Genomic DNA, 18,821 nt, shown 5'->3' on the forward strand with positions numbered 1-18,821 from the left:
CCCGCATCCCATCCACACGGAGGACCGAACATGCCCAACCCCTCGCAGCCGCCACACCCCCCGGAGCCCTCGCAGCCCGGCCGCCGTCACGCCACCCGTCGCTCGGCGCTCAAGGCGGGCATGGGTTTCGCCCTGGGTACCGGCCTGCTGGGTGCCGCCCCCGGCATGGCGGCCGCGAGCGACAGATCCGTACCGGCCGACGCCCCCGGCGGCCCGACCGCGCGGCTGCTCCAGACCGGCACCCCGCTGTGCGAGCAGCCGGGCGACTCGGCGAGCGCGCAGGGTCTCGGCTCGGGGGATCTGGCGATCCCGTACTACCGGGAGCACGACAACACCTGGGGCTACGTGTTCGGCGACGCGTTCGGCGGGATCGCCCAGGCCGACCCCTACCTGGGTTCCCCGGTGATCCTGAACCAGGCGAACTTCGACGCCTCCGGCGCGTCCCCGATCTCGTTCTCCTGGGCGATGCCCACCGGGGGCGCCGCCAACCAGTGCTTCGACTACGCGCACTGGGCGGACAACGGGCACGGCTTCGAGATCTCCCGCATCCCCAACGACTGCATCGAATTCGGGGGCCGCACCTACATCCAGTACACGTCCGTGGCCCTGTGGGAGAACATCCCGGCCGGGTACGACGGCTCGCTGATGTCGGGCGTCGCCTACTCGGACGACTACGGCGTGACCTGGCAGGACTACCCGTACCACTGGGCCGGCGACACCCAGGGCTCGAACCAGTCCATGTACGGGATGTGGTCGTTCGCGGGCATCGACCCCGACGGCTGGCTGTACATCTTCTCCAAGCGCTGGAACGGCACCCATGTGAACACCGCCGACGGCGGAGCGATCCAGCTGTTCCGCATCCGGCCGGACGAATTCCGCGCGGGCAACTTCGGCGCGCAGGAGAACTGGGCCTATCTGGACGGCCGTTGGCAGTGGACGAGGGCGGTGGGGCCGTCGATCATGCTGTCCGGGAACAAGATCGGTGAGTTCTCCGTCAAGCGGATCGGCAACACGTACTGCATGAGCTACTTCGACGTGGACGACTACGCGATCTGCACCCGCACCGCGCCCCGCCCGGACGCCGCCTGGACCGCCCCCAAGCCCCAGATCGTCGGCGACGGCCTCCCACCCCACCACTGGGGCAAGCCCCAGCTCCCGTTCCTCTACGGCGGATACATCCACCCAGGGAGCGCGAGCGCGACATCCCTGACCCTGATCGCCTCGCAGTGGCAGTCCGTGAACCACGGGAAGACGCCCTACCGCGTCCTCCAGTACGACGGCATCCAGCCCTGACGCGCAGGACACCGTGCACGTAACGGCCACACCAGCTCGACAGGCACGTCGGGGCGTCATCGAGCACCACGGTGGCGCCCCGAGCCATGTGCCGCCTCCGCCCGCTACGCCTTCGCCGCGCATTCCACCCAGAGCAGCTTCCCGCCCTGCCCCGGCAGCCCGCCGGCACGCACGCTGTACGCGCCCCAGCACTCCGCGCGCAGCGTGACGAGGTACAACCCCCGTCCTCGCTCCGCCAGTTCCTCCGGCGCCTGGGCGCCCCACCGGAACGGGGCGGGGATGTGGGGATCGGTGTCCCACACGCTCATTCGTACGCGGCTGCGCCCGGCGTCGCGCAATCGGAGCGAGTACGGCCCCGAGGAGTACAGGTAGGCGTTGGTGACCAGCTCGCTCGCCAACAGCTCGGCTGTCTCGGTGAGTTCGCGCATGCCGTGCACGCGCAGGACGTTGCGGAGGGTGGCACGGGCGACGCCGGGGGCGCGGGGATCCTGCGGAAGTTGGAGGGTGTACGTCCAGGGCGGGGATACCGTGGCACTGACCATGGAAGTCTCCGTTCACGGAGGGGAGTCGGATGGTGCGCTTCGGATTGCCCGGTGACGAGGCCGCTCCGTCGAGCTGGAGTCCCTTGCCCTGGGTGCTGCCGAGTCGCGGGACCTGATACACCACATCGCCCAGAACCTGTGAAGGGATCCGAGTTGCCGACTCACATGTGGCAGAAGTCCTCGTACTGCGGCGAGGGCGAGTCCTGCATACACGTAGCCATCCCCACCCCCGGTGCGGTCGACCTCACCGAATCCGGCGATCCCACCGGAGCGATACTCCACACCACCCCCGCCGCCTGGTCCGCGCTCGTACGAACCATCAAGGAGGACCGCACCCGTGGCAGAGTGCTGTGATGACCACGGGGACGATTGAGCCTTTCCTGCCACGGCACGCGGCCGCAGCCGACCTCGCTGCCTGGTGTGCGGTGTTCAGCGACGGCTACCGGGATTCGTCCGGAAGCACGGTCTCGCCATCTGCTCTGGCCGAACGGCTCCTGGCCGAGGAGCCGCCAGCGATACGCTGGGCCGCTCGCACCGGTTCCGGCGACGCGGTCAGCGGGGTCGCTCAGCTGCGGCCGCAGCCGCACCAGCCGGGTACTGGATTCCTCCGCCTGTTCGTTGCGCCGTCGGCCCGACGCAACGGCATCGGCTCCGCGCTGCTCCTCGAAGCCGTGCGAGCTGCCGATGAGGCCGGGATGGACCGGCTGCAAAGCACGGCGCTGGCCGGTGCTGGCTCCACCGGAGAGTCCTTCGCTCGCACCGTTCCCGGCCTGCGCGTTGTGCTGAGCCTCGAACTTCAAGAACAACGGCTCGACCAGGAGTGGGTGCTGGCACGCTGCCAGGAATTGGTGGCACGCCGGCCTCCCGCCTACCGGCTGGAGCACTGGATCGGACTGGCGCCCGAGCAGCTGACCACCTCTTTCGGGCGCGTGATGGGCCATGTACTGGATGCCCCGGGCGCCGCGCTCCAGATGCGGTCCCGGACGTGGGACACCACTGCGGTACGCGCATGGGAGGCGACGATGACCGCAGGTGGTGACCAACCGATGGTGAGCGCCGCCGTTCACTCGGCCTCCGGCGAGGTCGTCGCCGCCACAGTGGCCACCGTCCCGGCGAGCGGTGGCCCCGTGGCCGACCAGCACGACACCGCCGTCCTCCCCGAACACCGCCGTCAGGGGCTGGCCCGATGGATCAAGGCTGAACAGGCCATCCGGCTCCACGAGCGCTTCCCCCGAGTCCGCGCCGTCACCTCGACCGTCAACGAGGAGAACCTGCCCGTGACAGCGCTGAACCGATCACTGGGATACCGGCCGATCTCCGGAAGACTGCTGGTGGAAGCACCGGTGGTGGCTGGACATCCAACCCACGAATAGCAGAAGTCGTCCTACCTGCCTGTCTGCGCCCAGGGCAACTCCTGCGTACGCGTAGCCGACCTAGCAGGCACCACCAAGGAGAACCCCACCCGTGACTGACGCCCCCCGCATCCCGACCGACCTGACCTGGGTCCGCGCCGCCCCCGAAAGCTCGGAGCACCCCGGCCCCTGGATCGAGATCGCCTTCGGGCCGAATGAGCTCGTCTACCTCCGCGAGACCGGCGACCCCACCAACATCGTCACGACCACCCGGACGAAATGGGTGGCCTTCACCAAGGGCGTCATGGCGGGCGAGTTCGACCACTTCGCCGAACCCGCCGGTTAGAGCCGGGCCCTCACCGCCGAAGCGGAGATCCGGCCTCTGCCCAAGCACAGGCGAACCGCTCGCGCGCGGGCGGGCGGAAGGCTCCACACACATCAATAGCTGCAAACACCTCTCCCGACGCTGGCAAGGCTGCGATCAGTACGCATCACCAAGTCATGAGTGAGCCAGTGTTGGCCAATTGCCGATTTGCTGATTGCGCTAGCGACGCCCGGATTGATAGGGATGATCAAGCGAACAATCGTTCGCCCCGTCCAGGGCCAGCTGCATGTGTCGTTGGAGCCGGCCATCAGCCGGATTCAGCAGGGCGCAACAAAGAGGGGGCCTCCCCATGGTGGGGTGGGATATCAGGCCGCAGGGTGTGCAGGGGCAGTTGAGGGTGGTCGGTACGCATGCCGACGATCTGGCGAAGGCCCTGACGGCGCTCACGGCGACGGTGTCGGAGGCTGCGCAGGCGGCGGGTACGGCGGTTCCGGGTGCGCAGGCGGTCACCCCTTTGCAGGGCCCGGTGGCTGCGGGGCAGGCTCCGCTGTCGCGTGCGGCGATGGGCCCGGTGGCTGCGGCGCTGGGTGAGTATCTGAAGGAACGCGAAAAGGACTTCCGGTCGATGGCCGAGCGCACCGAGGCCTCGGTTCTGGGTGCGGTGGATGCCACGAACGCGTACTGCCAGGGTGATCTGGAGGCCGCCGAGCACGCCCAGAACGCGGCCAGGGCCGTGCGTCTGGATCTCCTGCGCCACACCGGAAACCGGCGGTGAGCGGTCCCGGGCCGGTGGATCCGGTCGGCATACCCGTCTTCACCGGTGATCTGGCGCTGCTCGACACGAAGGTGACGGCGCTGTCCGGCCATGGCACCGCGATCGCGACGGCTGCTGGTGACGTGCACCGCAGTTTCGGTGGGCTGAGTGCCTTCTACAAGGCCCCCGAAGCCGAGCAACTGTTCGCGACGACCGCACCGGTCGCGGCGACCGGGCTGTCTCTGAGTTCGGACCTGTGCGTCATCGCCGGTGCGCTGGGCACGTACTCGGACGATGCGTTCCCGCTGGTGGAGAGGCTCAAGGAGCTGAAGAGGGACGCCGTCGCCTTCCGGGTGAAGGCCGAAGGCGACGACGAGTGGCGCGAGGACGGCGACCTGGTCGAGGAGAACAACCAACGCCGCAATGAGATAGCCGAGGTCTGGGCCGCCTTCCAGGAGGTGGAACGGGCCTGTCACGCCAAGATCGTCGCCCTGGTTGGCGGCACGGCCCTGAAGACCGGCGACGGCTCCGGCAAGAAGGGCACCTACGGGTACGACGCCGAGGCCCTCAAGCAAGCGAAGAGCCTGCCCTGGGGAGAGGCCGTCGAGGAGTCGACACCCTGGTGGCAGGTGTGGGAGCACGCCTACGACTTCGGCAAAGGCTTCCTCGTCGACGGGGTCTGGGGAACCGTCAAGGGCCTGGGGACCCTGGCCGGTTTCGAGGGCGGGGACGCCGCAAAGGAGGCCTGGACCGGCCTGGCCAAACTCGCCACCGGCCTCTCCCCCGCCGCCCAGCTCGTCCTGCACGCCCTGCCCGGCGACACCCACTCGGCCTGGATACGCGACTCGCAGACCGCGGTGAAGGAGACCGGCAAGGCACTGGTGGCCTGGGACCAGTGGGGCAGCAACCCCTCCCGCGCCGCCGGAGCGGTCACCTTCAACGTCCTGACCACTGTCTTCACTGGCGGTTCCGGCGGCGCAGCAGCAGGCGCGGGCAAAGCCGGCCTAGCAGCCAAGGCCTTCTCCCTCACGAGCAGGACCGCCCGCGCCGTGGACCCCATGACGTACGTCTTCAAGGGCGCGGGCGTCGGACTGACCCGCATCGGCGACGTGATGGCCGGCCTCGGGGGCCTGGGCCGCATCGAACTCCCACCCCTCCCCGACCACGTCATCACCTTCCCCGAAGGCACCCTCCGCCTCCCCGACGGCACCCTCCACCTCCCCGAAGGCACCACCGTCCCCGAAGGCGCGACCACCCTCCCCAACGGCACCATCAAACTCCCCGAAGGCGCCGTAGCACTCCCCGAAGGCACCGTCAGATCACCCTTCGACGAGGGCGCCCCCTACCTCGACCGCAACGGCAACCTCTACAAGGAAGACGGCACCCTCGCCCAACGAGCCGACCAGGCCCGCCAGGAACCCCGCCCCCACGCACAAACCCCCGACCAGGTACGCGAACCCGCCCTGACCGGCGCAACCACCCACACCGCCAACCACACACCCGGCGGCAGCCCTGGCCACGCGCCACCCACCAACCACCTGGACAACACCCCATCAAGCGGCAGATCGAACGGCAACGGCCCCACCGACCACACCGGCACACCAGGCACAGCCCCCACCACCGGCCACCTGGAAGCCCTACGACGGGCAACGGCCCCAGATACCCCAACACCCCACACCCCCGCGGCCCCGGCACCAGCTCCCTTCTCGGCGACGGCCCGACCCCACCACGACGCCAGCCCGTGCCGCGCCCCAGATTCATGCACGACGGGCCCAATCCCTACCGTTCCCGCAAATCACTCGCCCAGGAACAGATCGAGGAAATCCAGGTCTACCGCGCCAACGAAGAGCCGGATTACTTCAAGCGTTACTACGCGAAGGACGGAACACGCATAAGGGTGGAGCGGCTCGACGAGAGCGGATTCGCCCCACCCCAGCTCACCCGCCTGTCGGAAAACGACCCCTGGATCCGCGCCAAGGATGCGCCACAACCCCCAACCCCATACTACTTGGACAAGAAATACATTCCCGTCGGAGAGGACACAGTCAAGAGCGAGTCCAGGCTCAAGAAACTGAACGAGATAGCCAGAAGACGCTTCGAAGCCATCCAATGGGACAACATGATGGAGAAGCTGAAATCGGATGCAGGTAATAATCACACGGCACTGAAGACGGATGAGTCGGCCGAACTCCTAAAAAAGGCAATAGAGGATTACAAAATCGCCCACACCCAAATGGGTGACGCCGCAGAAGCCCTCGGAGAAAGGGCGGCCGAGCTTCACTACATGGCCGATAAGCACCCAGATTTCGATTCGCAACCCCTACTCGGCCCCAAGAACGGCAACGACCAGTTCGACCAGGTCTGGAAACACAAGGACGGCCGAGTCATCGTCGTCGAAGCCAAGAGCAGTCCAGGAACCGAACTCGGAAGAAGAACCCTTCCAAGCGGTAAGCAGGTGTCCCAGGGAAGCCGAGAGTATTTCCTTGATATCATCAGAGTGATGAAGAGGCGAGGTGAAAACGAAGTCGTAGAAGCATTGAATAATGCCCTGAAGTACGAAAAATTGGAGTACGTCGTCGTCAGGGGAAATAAAAACACGGGAACGTACACCGGGTACAACTACCGACGGTTCGACATCAGCAAGGATAGCCTCCCATGACCGCACCCTTTCCCCGACATGACCTGCCAGCCGGGCCCCATGCTGAGCAGTTCGCGAATCGACTGGACGAATACCTGTTCAGGGATATTGATTCCCTTGAGGAGACGACGGAGGCAATCGATTCCACGTTCGACTCCGCCGTCCTGTCCTTGTACGCTCACTGCGTCACCGATCCAAGGGTCGCTGCAGCAGAGACTTGGAAAGCTGCCATCAACGCGATGCAGCTCGGTTCGGCGCTCTTCGCCGTGACCGGCATCGCCGAAGGAACCGTCGAATGCCGGATCAATCGGAAGCTGCGGACTCTCCCGGCGGCCAGAGGGCCGCAGTCGTCCGCCGACGCGGGTAACTGGCTCTCCGCTTTCTGGCTCGCCGTCATCTGCCGTGAGCAGCAGCGAATGACGCAGTTGTGCGAGATCCCGCTGGAGCGGCTGCGGGCCCCGGAAGGGGCGTACGACGAGTACATCTACCACTGGGTCGACACCCTGCAGACGTACTGGCTGCGCCGCCCCGGCCTGGCGGAGAAGCTCACCACCGCTATCGAGATGTCGGACCCCTCGATCGCCCGGATCGCCCCGCTCGACTTGTTGCAGGGGCAGCTCTATCCGCCGATCAACCTCTTCTACCACTTCGTCACCAGGGACACCGAAGGCTTCACCCCCGCCCTGATCGAAACTCTGAAACTGCACCAGGCCTACTGGACCCTGACCGAAGAACGCACCACCGACATCAACGGAAGCATCGCCCTCGGCCCCCTCGCCATCGCCTGCCTCGCATACGACGGAAAATTCCCCATCGGCGTCGAGTCCGACTACCTCCCCAAGCACCTCCTCCAGCACACCTGGCTCGGCGAATTCCCCACCTGAAACCCCCGGCGACGACGCCGTAGTGCTACCGGAAGACACGGTCAGTTCTTCGCCCTGGTCAAGGAATCTGCGTCAATCAGCACAGGAGTAGAAACGCGTTGGTCTCGATCATTCCCCGCCACCCCTCCCCCACGTAGCACGCGGAAGGGAGCATCGCCGTTCTCCAGGAGGGCGCTGGCAGGTGGATCGACGGACTGGAGGCGGACTCCACCGATCTGGGCGAGGCCTTCGACACCTCGCTCATGCTGGCGAAAGGGCACTGCCTGCTGGACCCGCGAGGATCGATCTTCCCCACCTGGGACGCCTGGGTGAACGCAATGCAGATCGGCTCCGCCGTGTTCGCCGCCGTAACCGCGACCGAGGGCCACGTCCAGTGCCGCATCGCGCACACGGACCGCACCCTCCAAGCCACTGGTCCGCAGCAGTACGTCACCCCGGGCGCCTGGCTCATCGCCTTCTACCTCGCCGTGGTGTGCCGGGAACGGGACAGGATCACCGCCCTGTGCCGAGTGCCCCTGTCTCTGCTGCGGAAGAACGGTGCGCACTACGACGAGTTCGAGTACGCCTGGATCGATGCCCTCCAGGCCTACTGGCTCGGCGGTGACGACTCCGGCTCGAAGCTGGTGGCCGCGGTCGACGGCGCGGCCTCGGACACCAACGCCGGCCAGAAGACGGTGGGCAAGCTCCTCTACCCGCCGATGGAGATGTTCCACCGGGTCATCCGCAACGACCACGTCGGCTTCAACCGCGCTCTCGCGCCGCCCTCCAGTGGCACAAGGAGTACTGGACCGATGAGACCCGGGTCGGCCTGATCTCGGGCTTCGTCGCGCTCGCGCCGCTTGCCTGGCCTGCTTCGCCCACGACGCGGGCATCCCCATCGAAGTCGAGTCCGAGTACCTGCCCGCCACCCTTCTGGGACGCAACTGGTGCGGCGAATTCCCCACGTAAGGCCCACATGACCACCGCCGTTCTCCGCCACGCGTTCCGTACGGACAACACGGCCAAGGACATGGCGCACGGCCTCAACGCCCCGCTGCAAGCACGCAAGTTGCCCGGCGGCGTCTGACGGCGACGGCGCCGGGCGGGCCTCACAGCCGAGAGGAGCCGACGTTCGCCCACGCGCGGGCGAACCGTTCGTGAGCGGGCGGCGGGACGGCGGCGGCCGGAGCAGCCGGGGCGGGGCGGGGCGCCTTCGCCGCGGTGAGTTCCTTACGGACGGTGCGGTGGTGGTCGAGGGTCCAGGTGTTCCAGCGGCGTACGGTGCGGTCGGCCGGGCGGCCGAGGGCGTGCAGCTGGAGGTGGAGGGCCGCCGCGTCGAGGCCGCCGCCGAGGGACGCGGCCACCTCGTCCACCAGGTCCGGGACGCTGAAGAGCGGGTTGGCCTCGTACTGGCCCGGCGGGACCGGGGTGGTTGCCGAGCGGTCCGCCAGGGCGCGCAGGGCGGTGAGCTGGTCGGCCCCGGCGTCCGCGAGCCGGTCGAGCAGGGCCCGGGCGCCCTCCGCGGCCGGGTCGCCGACCGGCCGCTCGGTGAACGCCCAGGTGAGAGCGGTGACGGCGGCCCGTATCCCGTCGGCGTCCAACGGGGGTTCCGCCACGTGCTCCAGGCTGCCGGTGAGCAGGGCGGTGGCCCAGGTCGCGGGCAGGTCGTGGTCCTTGGCCAGCGCGGCGGCGTGGCTGCCGTCGTCGGCGTACGGAGTGACCGCGATCCGTTCGGACCACTCGGTGGCCATCCGCTCGGCGGCGGCGGTCATCCCGCCGGGGGCCCAGAGGTCCGCCGGGTCGGCGGGGACGGCGGCGGCGAGCACGGCGCGCCGGCCCTCGGGGCCGAGGTTCATCCGCGCGACCTCGTACTCGTGCACCAGGCCCCGGTCGGCCTTGTACGGCTTGGCGCGGCACAGCTTGAGGTGGACCGCGTAGTCGTCGCTGCCGGCGAACCCGTCGAGGACCAGGGCGGCGATCGCGCGCGGCACCCCCGTACGCCACCGGAACAGGTCCACCGCTTCCTCGGGCACCGGCAACGGGCCGCGTTCGGCGAGCAGGGCCAGGAGGCGGGGCAGCCGCGTGGCGTCGTCGCCCGCGATGGTGCGGGTCTCGCACTCCTGGGCACCGGCGGGCGCCGGGTCGGCGGCCCGCTGGATGAAGGGGGCGAGGTCGCTGCGGACCGGACCGGAGGCCACCGGGGCGCCGGACGAGCGGAGCTCGGCGATCCCGGGCTCCGGGGCGCGGCCGGTGCGCCAGATGGTGCCCGGCTCCGCGAACGGCTGGCGGCTCCACACGCCGAGCAGCGCGGCCAGCGCCCGCCGATGCTCGTCCGGGGTGGCGGCGACGGTGACCCGCCAGGCCACGGCATCGATCCGGCCGGTCAGCACCGCCCATTCGGACGGCGGGGCCGGCAGGGCCAGCACCCGCACCTCGTCGTCGATCTCGCCGCGCAGATACCGGCCGTCGGCGGCGACCGCGGTGAGGAGGGCGGGCTGCGGCTGCGGTGGCCGTTCCTCGTACCCCCGGAACTGGGCCAGCAGGCCGTGCAGGGCCGGGACGAGCCGGGTGTCGGGCTCCGGGTCGGACAGCTCGACGACCGGTCCGGAGCGCATGACGGCCACCCGGTGCGACAGCTCGCGGCGGCGGCGCAGCACGTCGGCGGCGAGCCGCACGGCGCGGGCCACGCCCTGCCGGACCCGGGGGTCGGTCACCCCCGGCAGCGTGCCCTCGCCGCCGGACGACAGCAGCTCGCGCACGGCCGCGTCGGTGACCGCACGCAGTACGCCGGAGGAGGGCTCGTCGCGCGGGGTCAGGAAGTGCCAGAAGGCGGGCGGCGGTACGGGCCCGGCCTGCTCGCCGAGGGTGGCTCGGACCGGCCCGGTGCGGTGGCTGCCGGGGAAGCCCCGGACCTGCCAGAGCAGCGAGTTGTCCTCGGCGGCGTGGCAGCGGACGGTGGTGCTGCCGACCACGACGGCGTCCTCACCGCCGGACGGAAGGCCGAGGATGCCCCACGGGCGACGGCCCCAGGTGGTGGTGCGGTAGGACGCGGTGCGGCCGTCGATGGACTCCAGCTCGAACTCGCGGGGCGAGGGACCGGCGTACGGAGTGCGGTAGTTCACCCGGCAGCCGGTGAGCCGGCCGGCCTGGCCGAGCGGGGACTGCGGGGCGCCGGGCGGCAGTTCGGCGAGGATGCGGTGGTCGGGGAAGGGCCTGGTGCCGTCCGGGAGCGAGCCGGGGGTGTGGAAGGCGGGCAGGGTGCGGTCGGCCGTGGGCTCGCCGGTGGCGGGGTCCAGCCGGGCCCATCCGCCGCCGCGGTCCTCGCTGAACACCTCGGTGCTCCAGAAGTGCTCACCGTCGTACATCTGGTAGTCGCGGGGGCCGATGCCCTTGGTGTCGCCGGGGCGCAGGACGCTCTCGCCGTCGAACCGGCCGCCGCCGTCCGGGGTCTGGAACTGATAGCCGAGGCCGCCCCGGATGCTGCCGCCGTAGGGGCGCATCCCGTAGGACTGTTCCGGTACGAACGTGTCGGCGGGGCTGCCCGACCAGTACGCCGCCGTGTCGGGCGTGTTGCGCTCGCCCGTGCCCGCGCCGGACCAGGCGACGAGGAACTGGCCTCCGACCCAGTGCGCCGTGGGGTGGCGGGCGCCTTCCGGCAGCTCCAGGGTGTGCTCGCCGCGCCGGCCCGCGTGGTCGACGGCGAACGCGCGGGTCTCCCCGTACAGGGTGAGCACCGGCCAGGTGGAGGTGACGTACACCGTCTCGTCCGGCCGGAATTCGGCGAGGGCCTCCTCCAGGGCGGGCCAGCCCAGCTCCTCGGGCAGCCCGGCGCGCAGGGCGCGGGCCAGCGGGCCGGTGAGATCCAGCGCGCCGAGGGCCTCCTCGATGCCGTCCAGAGCGATGGCGGTGGGGCGGTCGAGGAGGTCGTGCAGCTCGTCCACGGCCTCGTCGGCGGCGGCGAGGCCGCCGCCGCGCAGGCTGTCGAGCAGCTTCTCGACCCGGCCGTGCACCTCGGCGGCGATGCCCGGATTGTGCGGGAGCCGGCTGATGGCGCTGCCTCCCCGGGACCGGAGCCCGGCGTGCACCGTGCCTTCGAGCCGGGACCCGAACACGGGGTCGGCGGCGAGGGCCCTGAGGTCGCGCTGCGCTTCCTTGTCCCAGAACTCCAGGGAGACCGTGGCGCCGGGGTCGTGGACGGGGATGCCCTCGGCGAGGCAGACGTCGAGCAGGTCGGCGTCCAGGTGCGGCCACTGGTAGCGGTCCTCGTGCAGCCGGACCGGGGTGCCGTCCTCCTTCAGCAGCGGTGCGAACCGGGCCACCAGGTCGAACAGCTCGGCGGGCATGGCCTGACGGCACACCCCGCCGCCGGAGGGGCGGTGGGAGTACTGGGTGGCGTACCGCCGCAGCCACTCTCCGAGGCCGCCTTCCGGGGTGATCCGGCCGGTCGCGGCGGCGTCGGCGGCCCCGCAGCCGATGAGCAGCCGCAGCCAGGCGGCCGCGTCGTTCTTCGACTCGGGGAACAGGTCGAGCAGCGCGGCGGCCCGGTCGTCGGCCGGCGGGTGAGCGGTGAGCGGACCGAGCGCCGCGTCAAGCAGCCGGTCCGGCACGGCCTTGCCGGGAGCGGACGCGAGCACCTCGCCCAGCACCCGCGCCTCCTCGTCGGCGCCGAGCCCGGCCGCGCGCACGGAATCCCGGACCCGACGGGCCAGATCGGCGGGCAGCTCACCCGGCGAGGGCGCCCAGGTGGTCAGCAACCGCATGAACTCGCGGTGCGCGTCGCCCGGCTCGAACACCTCGGCCAGCCAGGCCGGGGCACCGCTGAGCTCGGTGGCGGGAAGCGCGCCGAACCGGGCGAACAGCTGAAGATTCGCCAGCCGCCAGTCGGGGTCGACGGGCAACCCGTGGGTGCGCTCCGCAGCACGCGCGTTCCCGTACGCACGCGCGGCGGACCGGCGGTGCGTCTCCAGCATCCAGTGCCCGATGGTGTCCCAGAACCAGGGCAGATGGGCGGCCGGCAGGCCCCGGGCCAGGCGCTCCGTCTCGTCCATGAACCGCCCGGGCTTCTCCCAGGCCCGGTACCGGCCACGGCCCGCCCGCTCCAGCACGTCACGGGCGTCGGCCTCGGCACCGGGAACACGGGCGCGCGCCCAGTCGGCGTACGTCTCGGAGATGCGGTGATTGGCCGGGAGCGGGACGGGAGTTCCGGTGCTGCTGGTCATGCGTACGAGTCTGGCAGGCGGCACTGACAACGGCCCCGGCGCCTGCCCCGGGCACCGGGACCACGGGCCTTGTGTAGGGTCCCGCCATGCCTGCCTTCCGCGACTTCAACTTCAAGCTGCTGGTCATCGAGAAACTCATGTACGAGGACGAGACGCTGACCCCGGCGTTCAGCATCGACGAATGCCTGCGCGCGAAGGGGATAGCGGACGCGCAGCTCTACGCGTTCGACAACGATCTCGCCTACACGGTGCTCGACGAGTCCCGTGCCTACTTCGAGGCGCTGGAGATCAGCGAGGAGCTGCTCGCGACGGTGGAGACCCTCCTCATCGACGGCGGGCACCAGGTGTACTACGAGTGCTCCCCGGTGTGGGACGGCGAGGACGACCTGTTCGACGTGGGCTCGCTCGACGACCTCGGCCTCCTGCCGAACCTGCGGCGGATCAGCGGCGCCCGGGACTGCGGGCTGGGCGACCCGTTCAAGGAGGAGATTCTCGCCGCCAGGGGCATCGCCTCCGACTGACGCACCGTCTCAGGGCGGCGTACGCCCTTTCGATGGCATGGCATCAGGTAATCGGACCACGTGTTCGGTCCCCGTGGCGCGGGCATGATCAACGGCATGAACGACGGCATGAACGACGAGCCGGGCCGGATCCTCCGCTGGAACTTCTTCATCGGCGGCCACCTGAGTGCGTCGGTCCCCGTACGCCTCGTCGAGCGCACCGACCGGGGCCAGCTGGTGTGGATGGAGACCGGCACCCCTATGTGGCGTACGGAACTTCCGAACGGGGCGCACCTGCGGGACATCGCGCCGGACGACCGCCCGCCCGGCGGCTACCCGGTGGTCGCCGACCGCTGGCCGATGGGCAGCGCGCTCTTCTACCAGCCGACCGGCGCCGCGCACTCGGTGCTCTGGCTGTTCGGCCGCAGACGGAAGTTCCGGGGCTGGTACGTGAACCTGGAGCGCCGGATCCACCGCGGTGACGACATCGACATCACCGACCACGAACTCGACATCAACGTCGCGCCGGACCGGAGCTGGCGGTGGAAAGACGAGGACTCCTTCGCCGAGAAGACCGGTCATCCCGTCTACTGGTCGGCGGACGAGGCGTCCGCGATCCGGGACGAGGGCACCTCGGTGGCCCGGCTCGCCGAGGCCGGAACGTTTCCCTTCGACGGCACCTGGTGCGATTTCCGGCCGCCACGCTCCTGGACTACGCCGCCCCGACCCCCCGTCCCACGCCACCCGCTTCTCTGACCGGCCCCTGCTCCGACCTGGTCCGGAGCGCTGACCAGGGCATGTGCAAATTCTCGGCCAGGGTGGCGGGATGGCAATCATTGCCCGGGGTCACACCCCGTGATACACAGAGTAACCATACGTATTCGGTCATACATCGATTCGATCCGCAGGTCAGGGCGGTCGGACCGGTCAAATGTGCGGGATCCGGGTAAAGAGAGCCGCCAAGCCGTCGTGCGAGAGCAGTTTCATCAGCGAAGATAGAGAGCGACCCGTGCCGTGTGGCAGGGGAAATGAACTACCCAACAGGGGCGGTGACTTACATGATCCTGGCAGCTGAAAAGGGCGACATCACCACCATCATCGGCGGAATCGCCCCGAACTGGGGGCCGTTCGGGACCTTGGGCAACGAGGCCCGCGTAATGATCGAGGTCGTGATGGCCATCGCCATCCTGCTCTGCCTCGGCATCGCGGTCTGGGGTGCGGCGAAACAGCGCATCGGTGCGACGGCACTGCGCGACACGTTCAGCGCCGAGCAGGGCAAGGGGCTGATCGTTGCCGGTCTGACCGGTGTGTTCATCATCGGATCGCTCGGAACTCTGTTCACCATCGTCTACGGAATGGCCGTCTGACCGGCTGTCATTCCACGCCAGGGGCAGTCCCGCCCACCCCCACACCATCCGTCCGTCGTGCCCACCGGCAGAGGTTGCGTCCCCTGATGTCGAGTCACCACACCGCGCCCGCGCGGCATCCCGCACGGCTACCGTCGTACTACCCGGTTCAGGCAACGGTTGAGGGGGCGTACGCGGCATGAGCCACGGCGATGACAACGGCTACGACTCGGGCCGTACGGATGATGCATACAGCACCATCGGCGGGACACGCCAGACCCGTACCCGCCTGCCCGACGGCGAGGGCGGCGACGGCTACAGCGCCCCCCGCCGCCCGGCCCGCGTTTCCCGCTCGCTCGTCACGATGGTCGGCGTGGTCGTACTCCTGATCGCGGCGATCGCGTTCGCCAACATGGGCGGGGGCCGCGGGGACGGCGACGACGGCGATCCGGGAAGCGCGGGGAGCAAGCCGGGGGCGGCATCCACGGCTGCCACGGGGACCAAGCCGGTCACGGGGAAGAATGGCACGATTCCGTCGGGGTTCGCGCATGACGAGCAGGGGGCGCAAAGCGCGGCGTCCAACTATGCGGTGGCGCTGGGATCCGTCGGGATGTTCAGCGCGGACACCAGGCGAAGCATCGTTCAGACCACCCACGACCCGGCTGTCGTGGACAACCTGCTTGCTGCCCTGACGAAGGCCTACTCTCCGGACTTCCTCAAGAACGTCGGCCTCAACGAGGACGGCACCACTCCCAGCGGTCTGACATTCGTTTCCCGGACCATCCCGGTCGGCACAAAGGTGATCGAGCGAAGCGGCGACACAGCCACGGTCGAGGTCTGGTGCACAGGGCTCGTCGGAATGGCCGGACAGGGCTCCACCAAGCCCGTCACAGCGACCTGGTTCACCATCTCCGAGAAGCTCAAGTGGGTCGGGGGCGACTGGCGAATCGAGTCGTCGAGCCAGAAGGAGGGCCCCACACCCGTAAACGGCGACAACAGAGCATCGACCGCAGACGAAATCGCTGGTGCGGTCGAGGGATACGGAGGCTTCACTTATGCCCGATAGCCGCCGCCCGAGCGCGCGCTCCCTCCTGGCGGTCCTGGGAAGCCTTCCGGCCACCATGATCCTGCTGGCTTCGCAGGCAGCCGCAGCCCCTTCTCCGTCGCCCACGCCTTCGCCAAGCAAGAGCGACGACGCATGTGACCTCATCGTCGGGCTCGCCAAGGACTACTGCGAAAAAGGCGACGCCGCCAACCCCAAGGCCAACGTCCCCTCCACCGTCGACAACTCCCTCGACCCCCTCTCCTCCCTGGCCCGCGGCTGCGCCGACGCCGCCGCGTGGATCGTCGGGAAGCTCAGCGAGGCCGTGAAGGGCACCGCCGACGTCGACTTCACGAACACCAAGTTCCTCCAGCAGTACGCGATCGTCTTCGCCGCCTCCACCGTCCTGACGCTCGTGCTGTGGCTGCTCGCCGTAGCCAAGCGGGCGATCCGCGGCGTGCCGCTGACCACCGCGATCTCCGAGGCCATCGGGTTCCTGTGGCTGACGGTCCTCGCCTCCGCGTTCACCCCGCTGATCCTCTACACGGTCGTCTCCGCGACCGACGGCGTCACCGAAGTCATCGCCACGTCCTCGGGCGGCCAGACCGACGTCTTCTTCGGGTCGTTCGCCGAAGCACTCAAGAAGGGCTCCGACATCGGCGGCGGGCCGATCATGCTGATCGTCGTCTCGCTCGTCTCGATCCTCGCCGCGGGCGTCCTCTGGCTGGAGCTCGTGATCCGGGCCGCCCTGCTCTACGTCGGCGCCCTGCTCGGCACCGTCGTCTACGCCGGGCTCGTCGACAAGAACATGTGGGGCCACGTCCGGCGCTGGGCGGGCATCATGGTCGCGGTGATCATGGTGAAGCCGGTCATCGCCGTCGTGCTCGGGCTGGCCGGTGCGCTCTCCCAGAACGACGGGCCGAACGCGTTCTCCGCCGTCGTGTCCGGTCTCGCCATCATCCTGCTGGCGATCTTCGCCTCCGCGATGATCTACCGCTTCGTACCCGGCTTCGGCGACGAGATCCAGGGCGCCCGCACCAACCGCAAGCAGGCCACCGACGGCTCCCAGGCCGCCGCGCTGATCAGCTCGCCCGCCGCCCTCGTCTCCCAGGGAATCAAGACCCACAGCAGCCGCAGCGGCCAGAACGGCGGCGACAGCGGCAGCGGCGGTGGCCGGCCCGCCAACGCGGTCAGCGGCGGAGTCGCCGCGCACAGCTCCCGCAACTCCGGTGGATCCGTCCCCTCCGCCGCACCTCCGCCGCGCAGCGGATCGGGGCCGACCTCCGGCACCCCGCACGGCAGCCGCTCCCACCGTGGTGGCGGATCAGGCAGTTCAGGTAACAACAGCACGGGAGGTGGAGGGCGTTGACGACTCCGTCCCATACGATCGCGCCCCGCCGTACGTATCTCATCGGCCGCGCCCGGCCGAACGCGATCGTCGGCAAGAACCGCGAGACCGGCGAGATCGCGCTGATCATCGCCGGCGCGTTCCTCGGCATGATGAGCGGGCTGATCGTCCCGGTCCTGTCCCTGCGGATCGTGCTGCTCGTGGGCTTCCCCATGCTCGCCCTGGCGATCGTGTACCTCCCGTACAAGCACCGCACCTTCTACAAATGGTTCGAGATCAACCGCAGCTACAAGCGCTCCCTGCGCCGCGGTACGGCCTACCGCTCCGGCGCCATGGAGGCGGGCGTCGGCGCCGACGGGCGTGAGGTCGAGATCGGACCGCCCCCCGGCATCGGCCGGATCAACTGGCTCGCCGCCCCCTTCGGCCCGGACGAGATCGCCGTGCTCCTGCACGCCGACCGCCGCACCGTCACCGCCGCGATCGAGATCGAGGGCCCCGGCGTCGGGCTCCGCGACAGCGAGGACCAGGAAGCACTCGTCGACCGGTTCGGCACCCTGCTGAAGCACGTCGCCAACGGCGACGGCTTCGTGACCCGCATCCAGATGCTGGCCCGCACGCTCCCCGCCGACCCCGACGCACACGCCAAGGACGTCGCCCAGCGCGGCGACAAGGCATCCCCGGGCTGGCTCCAGGAGTCCTACGACCAGCTCCAGTCCATGGTCTCCACCTCCAGCGAGCAGCACCGCGCCTACCTCGTGGCCTGCATGCACTACACCCGCGAGCTGGCCGCCGAGGCCAACGCCATGGCCCGCGCCGCCCGCCCCAAGGCCGGCCGCAGGCTCGACCGGGACGCGGGCCTCGCCGTCGTCATGGCGCGCGAGCTCACCGACATCTGCGCCCGCCTCGCCGAGGCCGACATCCGGGTCCGTCAGCCGCTCGGCCAGAGCCGGCTCGCCTCCCTGGTGCACTCGATGTACGACCCCGACCACCCCATCGACCACATCCAGGCCATGACCAAGCGCAATGCCTGGCCGGCCGAACTGGACGCGGTCGAGCCGACGTTCCTCCAGGCCAAGACCCGCGAGTCGGTCACCCGCGCCCCCTGGTGCCACTCCACGGCCTGGGTGAAGGAGTGGCCGATGACCCCCGTCGGCGTCAACTTCCTGGCCCCGCTCCTCGTCCACACCCCCGATGTGATCCGTACGGTCGCGGTCTGCATGGACCTGGAACCCACCGAGGTCGCCATCGAGCGGATGCTCACCGAGAAGACGAACGACGAGGCGGAAGCCAGCCGCCAGGCCAAGATGAACCGCACCGTCGACCCCCGCGACATCGCCGCGCACGGCCGCCTCGACCAGCGGGGTGAAGATCTCGCGAGCGGCGCGGCCGGGGTGAACCTGGTGGGGTACATCACCGTGTCGTCACGCTCGCCCGAGGCCCTGGCCCGCGACAAGCGGACGATCCGGGCCTCGGCCGGCAAGTCGTATCTCAAGCTGGAGTGGTGCGACCGCGAGCACCACCGCGCCTTCGTGAACACCCTGCCGTTCGCCACCGGCATCCGCCGCTAGCCCCGCCCCGCCCCACCACGCAGCACCGCAC

General features: G+C 69.6%; 17 protein-coding genes. 15 read left to right on the forward strand and 2 right to left on the reverse strand.

What is annotated here, in order from left to right:
* Positions 1-30: 30 nt before the first annotated feature.
* A complete protein-coding gene (locus OHA19_RS18940) occupies positions 31-1,293 on the forward strand; it encodes a DUF4185 domain-containing protein (RefSeq protein ID WP_405750857.1) in 1,263 nt (420 codons plus the stop codon).
* A gap of 104 nt (positions 1,294-1,397) precedes the next feature.
* On the opposite strand, the gene OHA19_RS18945 is transcribed toward OHA19_RS18940, so the two are convergent.
* Positions 1,398-1,835 carry an ATP-binding protein gene (locus OHA19_RS18945; RefSeq protein ID WP_405715068.1) on the reverse strand — a complete coding sequence of 146 codons (438 nt, stop codon included), beginning with the start codon at positions 1,833-1,835 and terminating at the stop codon, positions 1,398-1,400.
* A gap of 153 nt (positions 1,836-1,988) precedes the next feature.
* Between OHA19_RS18945 and OHA19_RS18950 the strand changes: the two genes are divergently transcribed.
* The 8 genes from OHA19_RS18950 to OHA19_RS18985 all read left to right on the forward strand — a co-directional run bounded on the left by OHA19_RS18950 (position 1,989) and on the right by OHA19_RS18985 (position 8,600).
* Complete coding sequence (locus tag OHA19_RS18950; RefSeq protein WP_405715065.1) at positions 1,989-2,189, forward strand: DUF397 domain-containing protein; 201 nt, start codon at positions 1,989-1,991, stop codon at positions 2,187-2,189.
* Positions 2,189-3,208: a GNAT family N-acetyltransferase gene (locus tag OHA19_RS18955; RefSeq protein ID WP_405715063.1), complete on the forward strand. Its 1,020-nt coding sequence runs from the start codon at positions 2,189-2,191 to the stop codon at positions 3,206-3,208. Before OHA19_RS18950 ends, OHA19_RS18955 begins: the two co-directional genes overlap by 1 nt.
* A gap of 91 nt (positions 3,209-3,299) precedes the next feature.
* Entirely contained in the window at positions 3,300-3,533 is a 234-nt protein-coding gene (locus tag OHA19_RS18960) for a DUF397 domain-containing protein (RefSeq protein WP_405715060.1), read from the forward strand.
* A gap of 328 nt (positions 3,534-3,861) precedes the next feature.
* Positions 3,862-4,287 carry a DUF6507 family protein gene (locus tag OHA19_RS18965; RefSeq protein WP_405715058.1) on the forward strand — a complete coding sequence of 142 codons (426 nt, stop codon included), beginning with the start codon at positions 3,862-3,864 and terminating at the stop codon, positions 4,285-4,287.
* A complete protein-coding gene (locus OHA19_RS18970) occupies positions 4,284-6,161 on the forward strand; it encodes a hypothetical protein (RefSeq protein WP_405750859.1) in 1,878 nt (625 codons plus the stop codon). The genes OHA19_RS18965 and OHA19_RS18970 overlap by 4 nt, the downstream gene beginning before the upstream one ends.
* 2 nt (positions 6,162-6,163) lie before the next feature.
* The gene (locus OHA19_RS18975) at positions 6,164-6,925 is read left to right on the forward strand and encodes a hypothetical protein (RefSeq protein WP_405750861.1); all 762 of its coding nucleotides are present in this window, start codon (positions 6,164-6,166) and stop codon (positions 6,923-6,925) included.
* A 116-nt stretch (positions 6,926-7,041) separates the two neighbouring features.
* A complete protein-coding gene (locus OHA19_RS18980; protein WP_405753276.1) occupies positions 7,042-7,788 on the forward strand; it encodes an immunity 49 family protein in 747 nt (248 codons plus the stop codon).
* Between the two features lie 242 nt (positions 7,789-8,030).
* Positions 8,031-8,600, forward strand: coding sequence for an immunity 49 family protein (locus OHA19_RS18985; protein WP_405750864.1), 570 nt, complete (start codon positions 8,031-8,033; stop codon positions 8,598-8,600).
* Between the two features lie 276 nt (positions 8,601-8,876).
* Here OHA19_RS18985 and OHA19_RS18990 read toward each other — a convergent pair whose 3' ends face one another.
* Complete coding sequence (locus tag OHA19_RS18990; protein ID WP_405750867.1) at positions 8,877-12,986, reverse strand: hypothetical protein; 4,110 nt, start codon at positions 12,984-12,986, stop codon at positions 8,877-8,879.
* 86 nt (positions 12,987-13,072) lie between these two features.
* Between OHA19_RS18990 and OHA19_RS18995 the strand changes: the two genes are divergently transcribed.
* From OHA19_RS18995 to OHA19_RS19020, 6 genes are all read left to right on the forward strand, one after another.
* Positions 13,073-13,507: a DUF6892 domain-containing protein gene (locus tag OHA19_RS18995; protein ID WP_405750869.1), complete on the forward strand. Its 435-nt coding sequence runs from the start codon at positions 13,073-13,075 to the stop codon at positions 13,505-13,507.
* A 96-nt stretch (positions 13,508-13,603) separates the two neighbouring features.
* Positions 13,604-14,242, forward strand: a complete 639-nt coding sequence (locus tag OHA19_RS19000) for a DUF402 domain-containing protein (protein WP_405715050.1) — start codon at positions 13,604-13,606, stop codon at positions 14,240-14,242.
* 302 nt (positions 14,243-14,544) lie between these two features.
* Positions 14,545-14,853 carry a hypothetical protein gene (locus OHA19_RS19005; protein WP_018101695.1) on the forward strand — a complete coding sequence of 103 codons (309 nt, stop codon included), beginning with the start codon at positions 14,545-14,547 and terminating at the stop codon, positions 14,851-14,853.
* Positions 14,854-15,031: 178 nt separating this feature from the next.
* Complete coding sequence (locus tag OHA19_RS19010) at positions 15,032-15,898, forward strand: hypothetical protein (RefSeq protein WP_405750872.1); 867 nt, start codon at positions 15,032-15,034, stop codon at positions 15,896-15,898.
* A complete protein-coding gene (locus OHA19_RS19015; RefSeq protein WP_405750874.1) occupies positions 15,888-17,243 on the forward strand; it encodes a hypothetical protein in 1,356 nt (451 codons plus the stop codon). Before OHA19_RS19010 ends, OHA19_RS19015 begins: the two co-directional genes overlap by 11 nt.
* On the forward strand, positions 17,240-18,790 hold the full coding sequence (locus OHA19_RS19020) for an SCO6880 family protein (protein WP_405715044.1): 1,551 nt from the start codon (positions 17,240-17,242) through the stop codon (positions 18,788-18,790). The genes OHA19_RS19015 and OHA19_RS19020 overlap by 4 nt, the downstream gene beginning before the upstream one ends.
* The last annotated feature ends 31 nt before the right edge of the window (positions 18,791-18,821 follow it).

The organism is Streptomyces sp. NBC_00012 (genome assembly GCF_045040875.1).
In the GTDB taxonomy this organism is placed as follows: domain Bacteria; phylum Actinomycetota; class Actinomycetes; order Streptomycetales; family Streptomycetaceae; genus Streptomyces.

Excerpts from the sequence above, each read along its gene's own strand:
- OHA19_RS18985 (WP_405750864.1), top strand. The coding sequence starts at position 8,031 with ATGCTGGCGAAAGGGCACTGCCTGCTGGACCCGCGAGGATCGATCTTC.
- OHA19_RS18955 (WP_405715063.1), top strand. The coding sequence starts at position 2,189 with ATGACCACGGGGACGATTGAGCCTTTCCTGCCACGGCACGCGGCCGCA.
- OHA19_RS19010 (WP_405750872.1), top strand. The coding sequence starts at position 15,032 with ATGAGCCACGGCGATGACAACGGCTACGACTCGGGCCGTACGGATGAT.
- OHA19_RS18965 (WP_405715058.1), top strand. The coding sequence starts at position 3,862 with ATGGTGGGGTGGGATATCAGGCCGCAGGGTGTGCAGGGGCAGTTGAGG.
- OHA19_RS19000 (WP_405715050.1), top strand. The coding sequence starts at position 13,604 with ATGAACGACGGCATGAACGACGAGCCGGGCCGGATCCTCCGCTGGAAC.
- OHA19_RS19005 (WP_018101695.1), top strand. The coding sequence starts at position 14,545 with ATGATCCTGGCAGCTGAAAAGGGCGACATCACCACCATCATCGGCGGA.
- OHA19_RS18990 (WP_405750867.1), bottom strand. The coding sequence starts at position 12,986 with ATGACCAGCAGCACCGGAACTCCCGTCCCGCTCCCGGCCAATCACCGC.
- OHA19_RS18940 (WP_405750857.1), top strand. The coding sequence starts at position 31 with ATGCCCAACCCCTCGCAGCCGCCACACCCCCCGGAGCCCTCGCAGCCC.
- OHA19_RS19015 (WP_405750874.1), top strand. The coding sequence starts at position 15,888 with ATGCCCGATAGCCGCCGCCCGAGCGCGCGCTCCCTCCTGGCGGTCCTG.
- OHA19_RS18995 (WP_405750869.1), top strand. The coding sequence starts at position 13,073 with ATGCCTGCCTTCCGCGACTTCAACTTCAAGCTGCTGGTCATCGAGAAA.
- OHA19_RS18945 (WP_405715068.1), bottom strand. The coding sequence starts at position 1,835 with ATGGTCAGTGCCACGGTATCCCCGCCCTGGACGTACACCCTCCAACTT.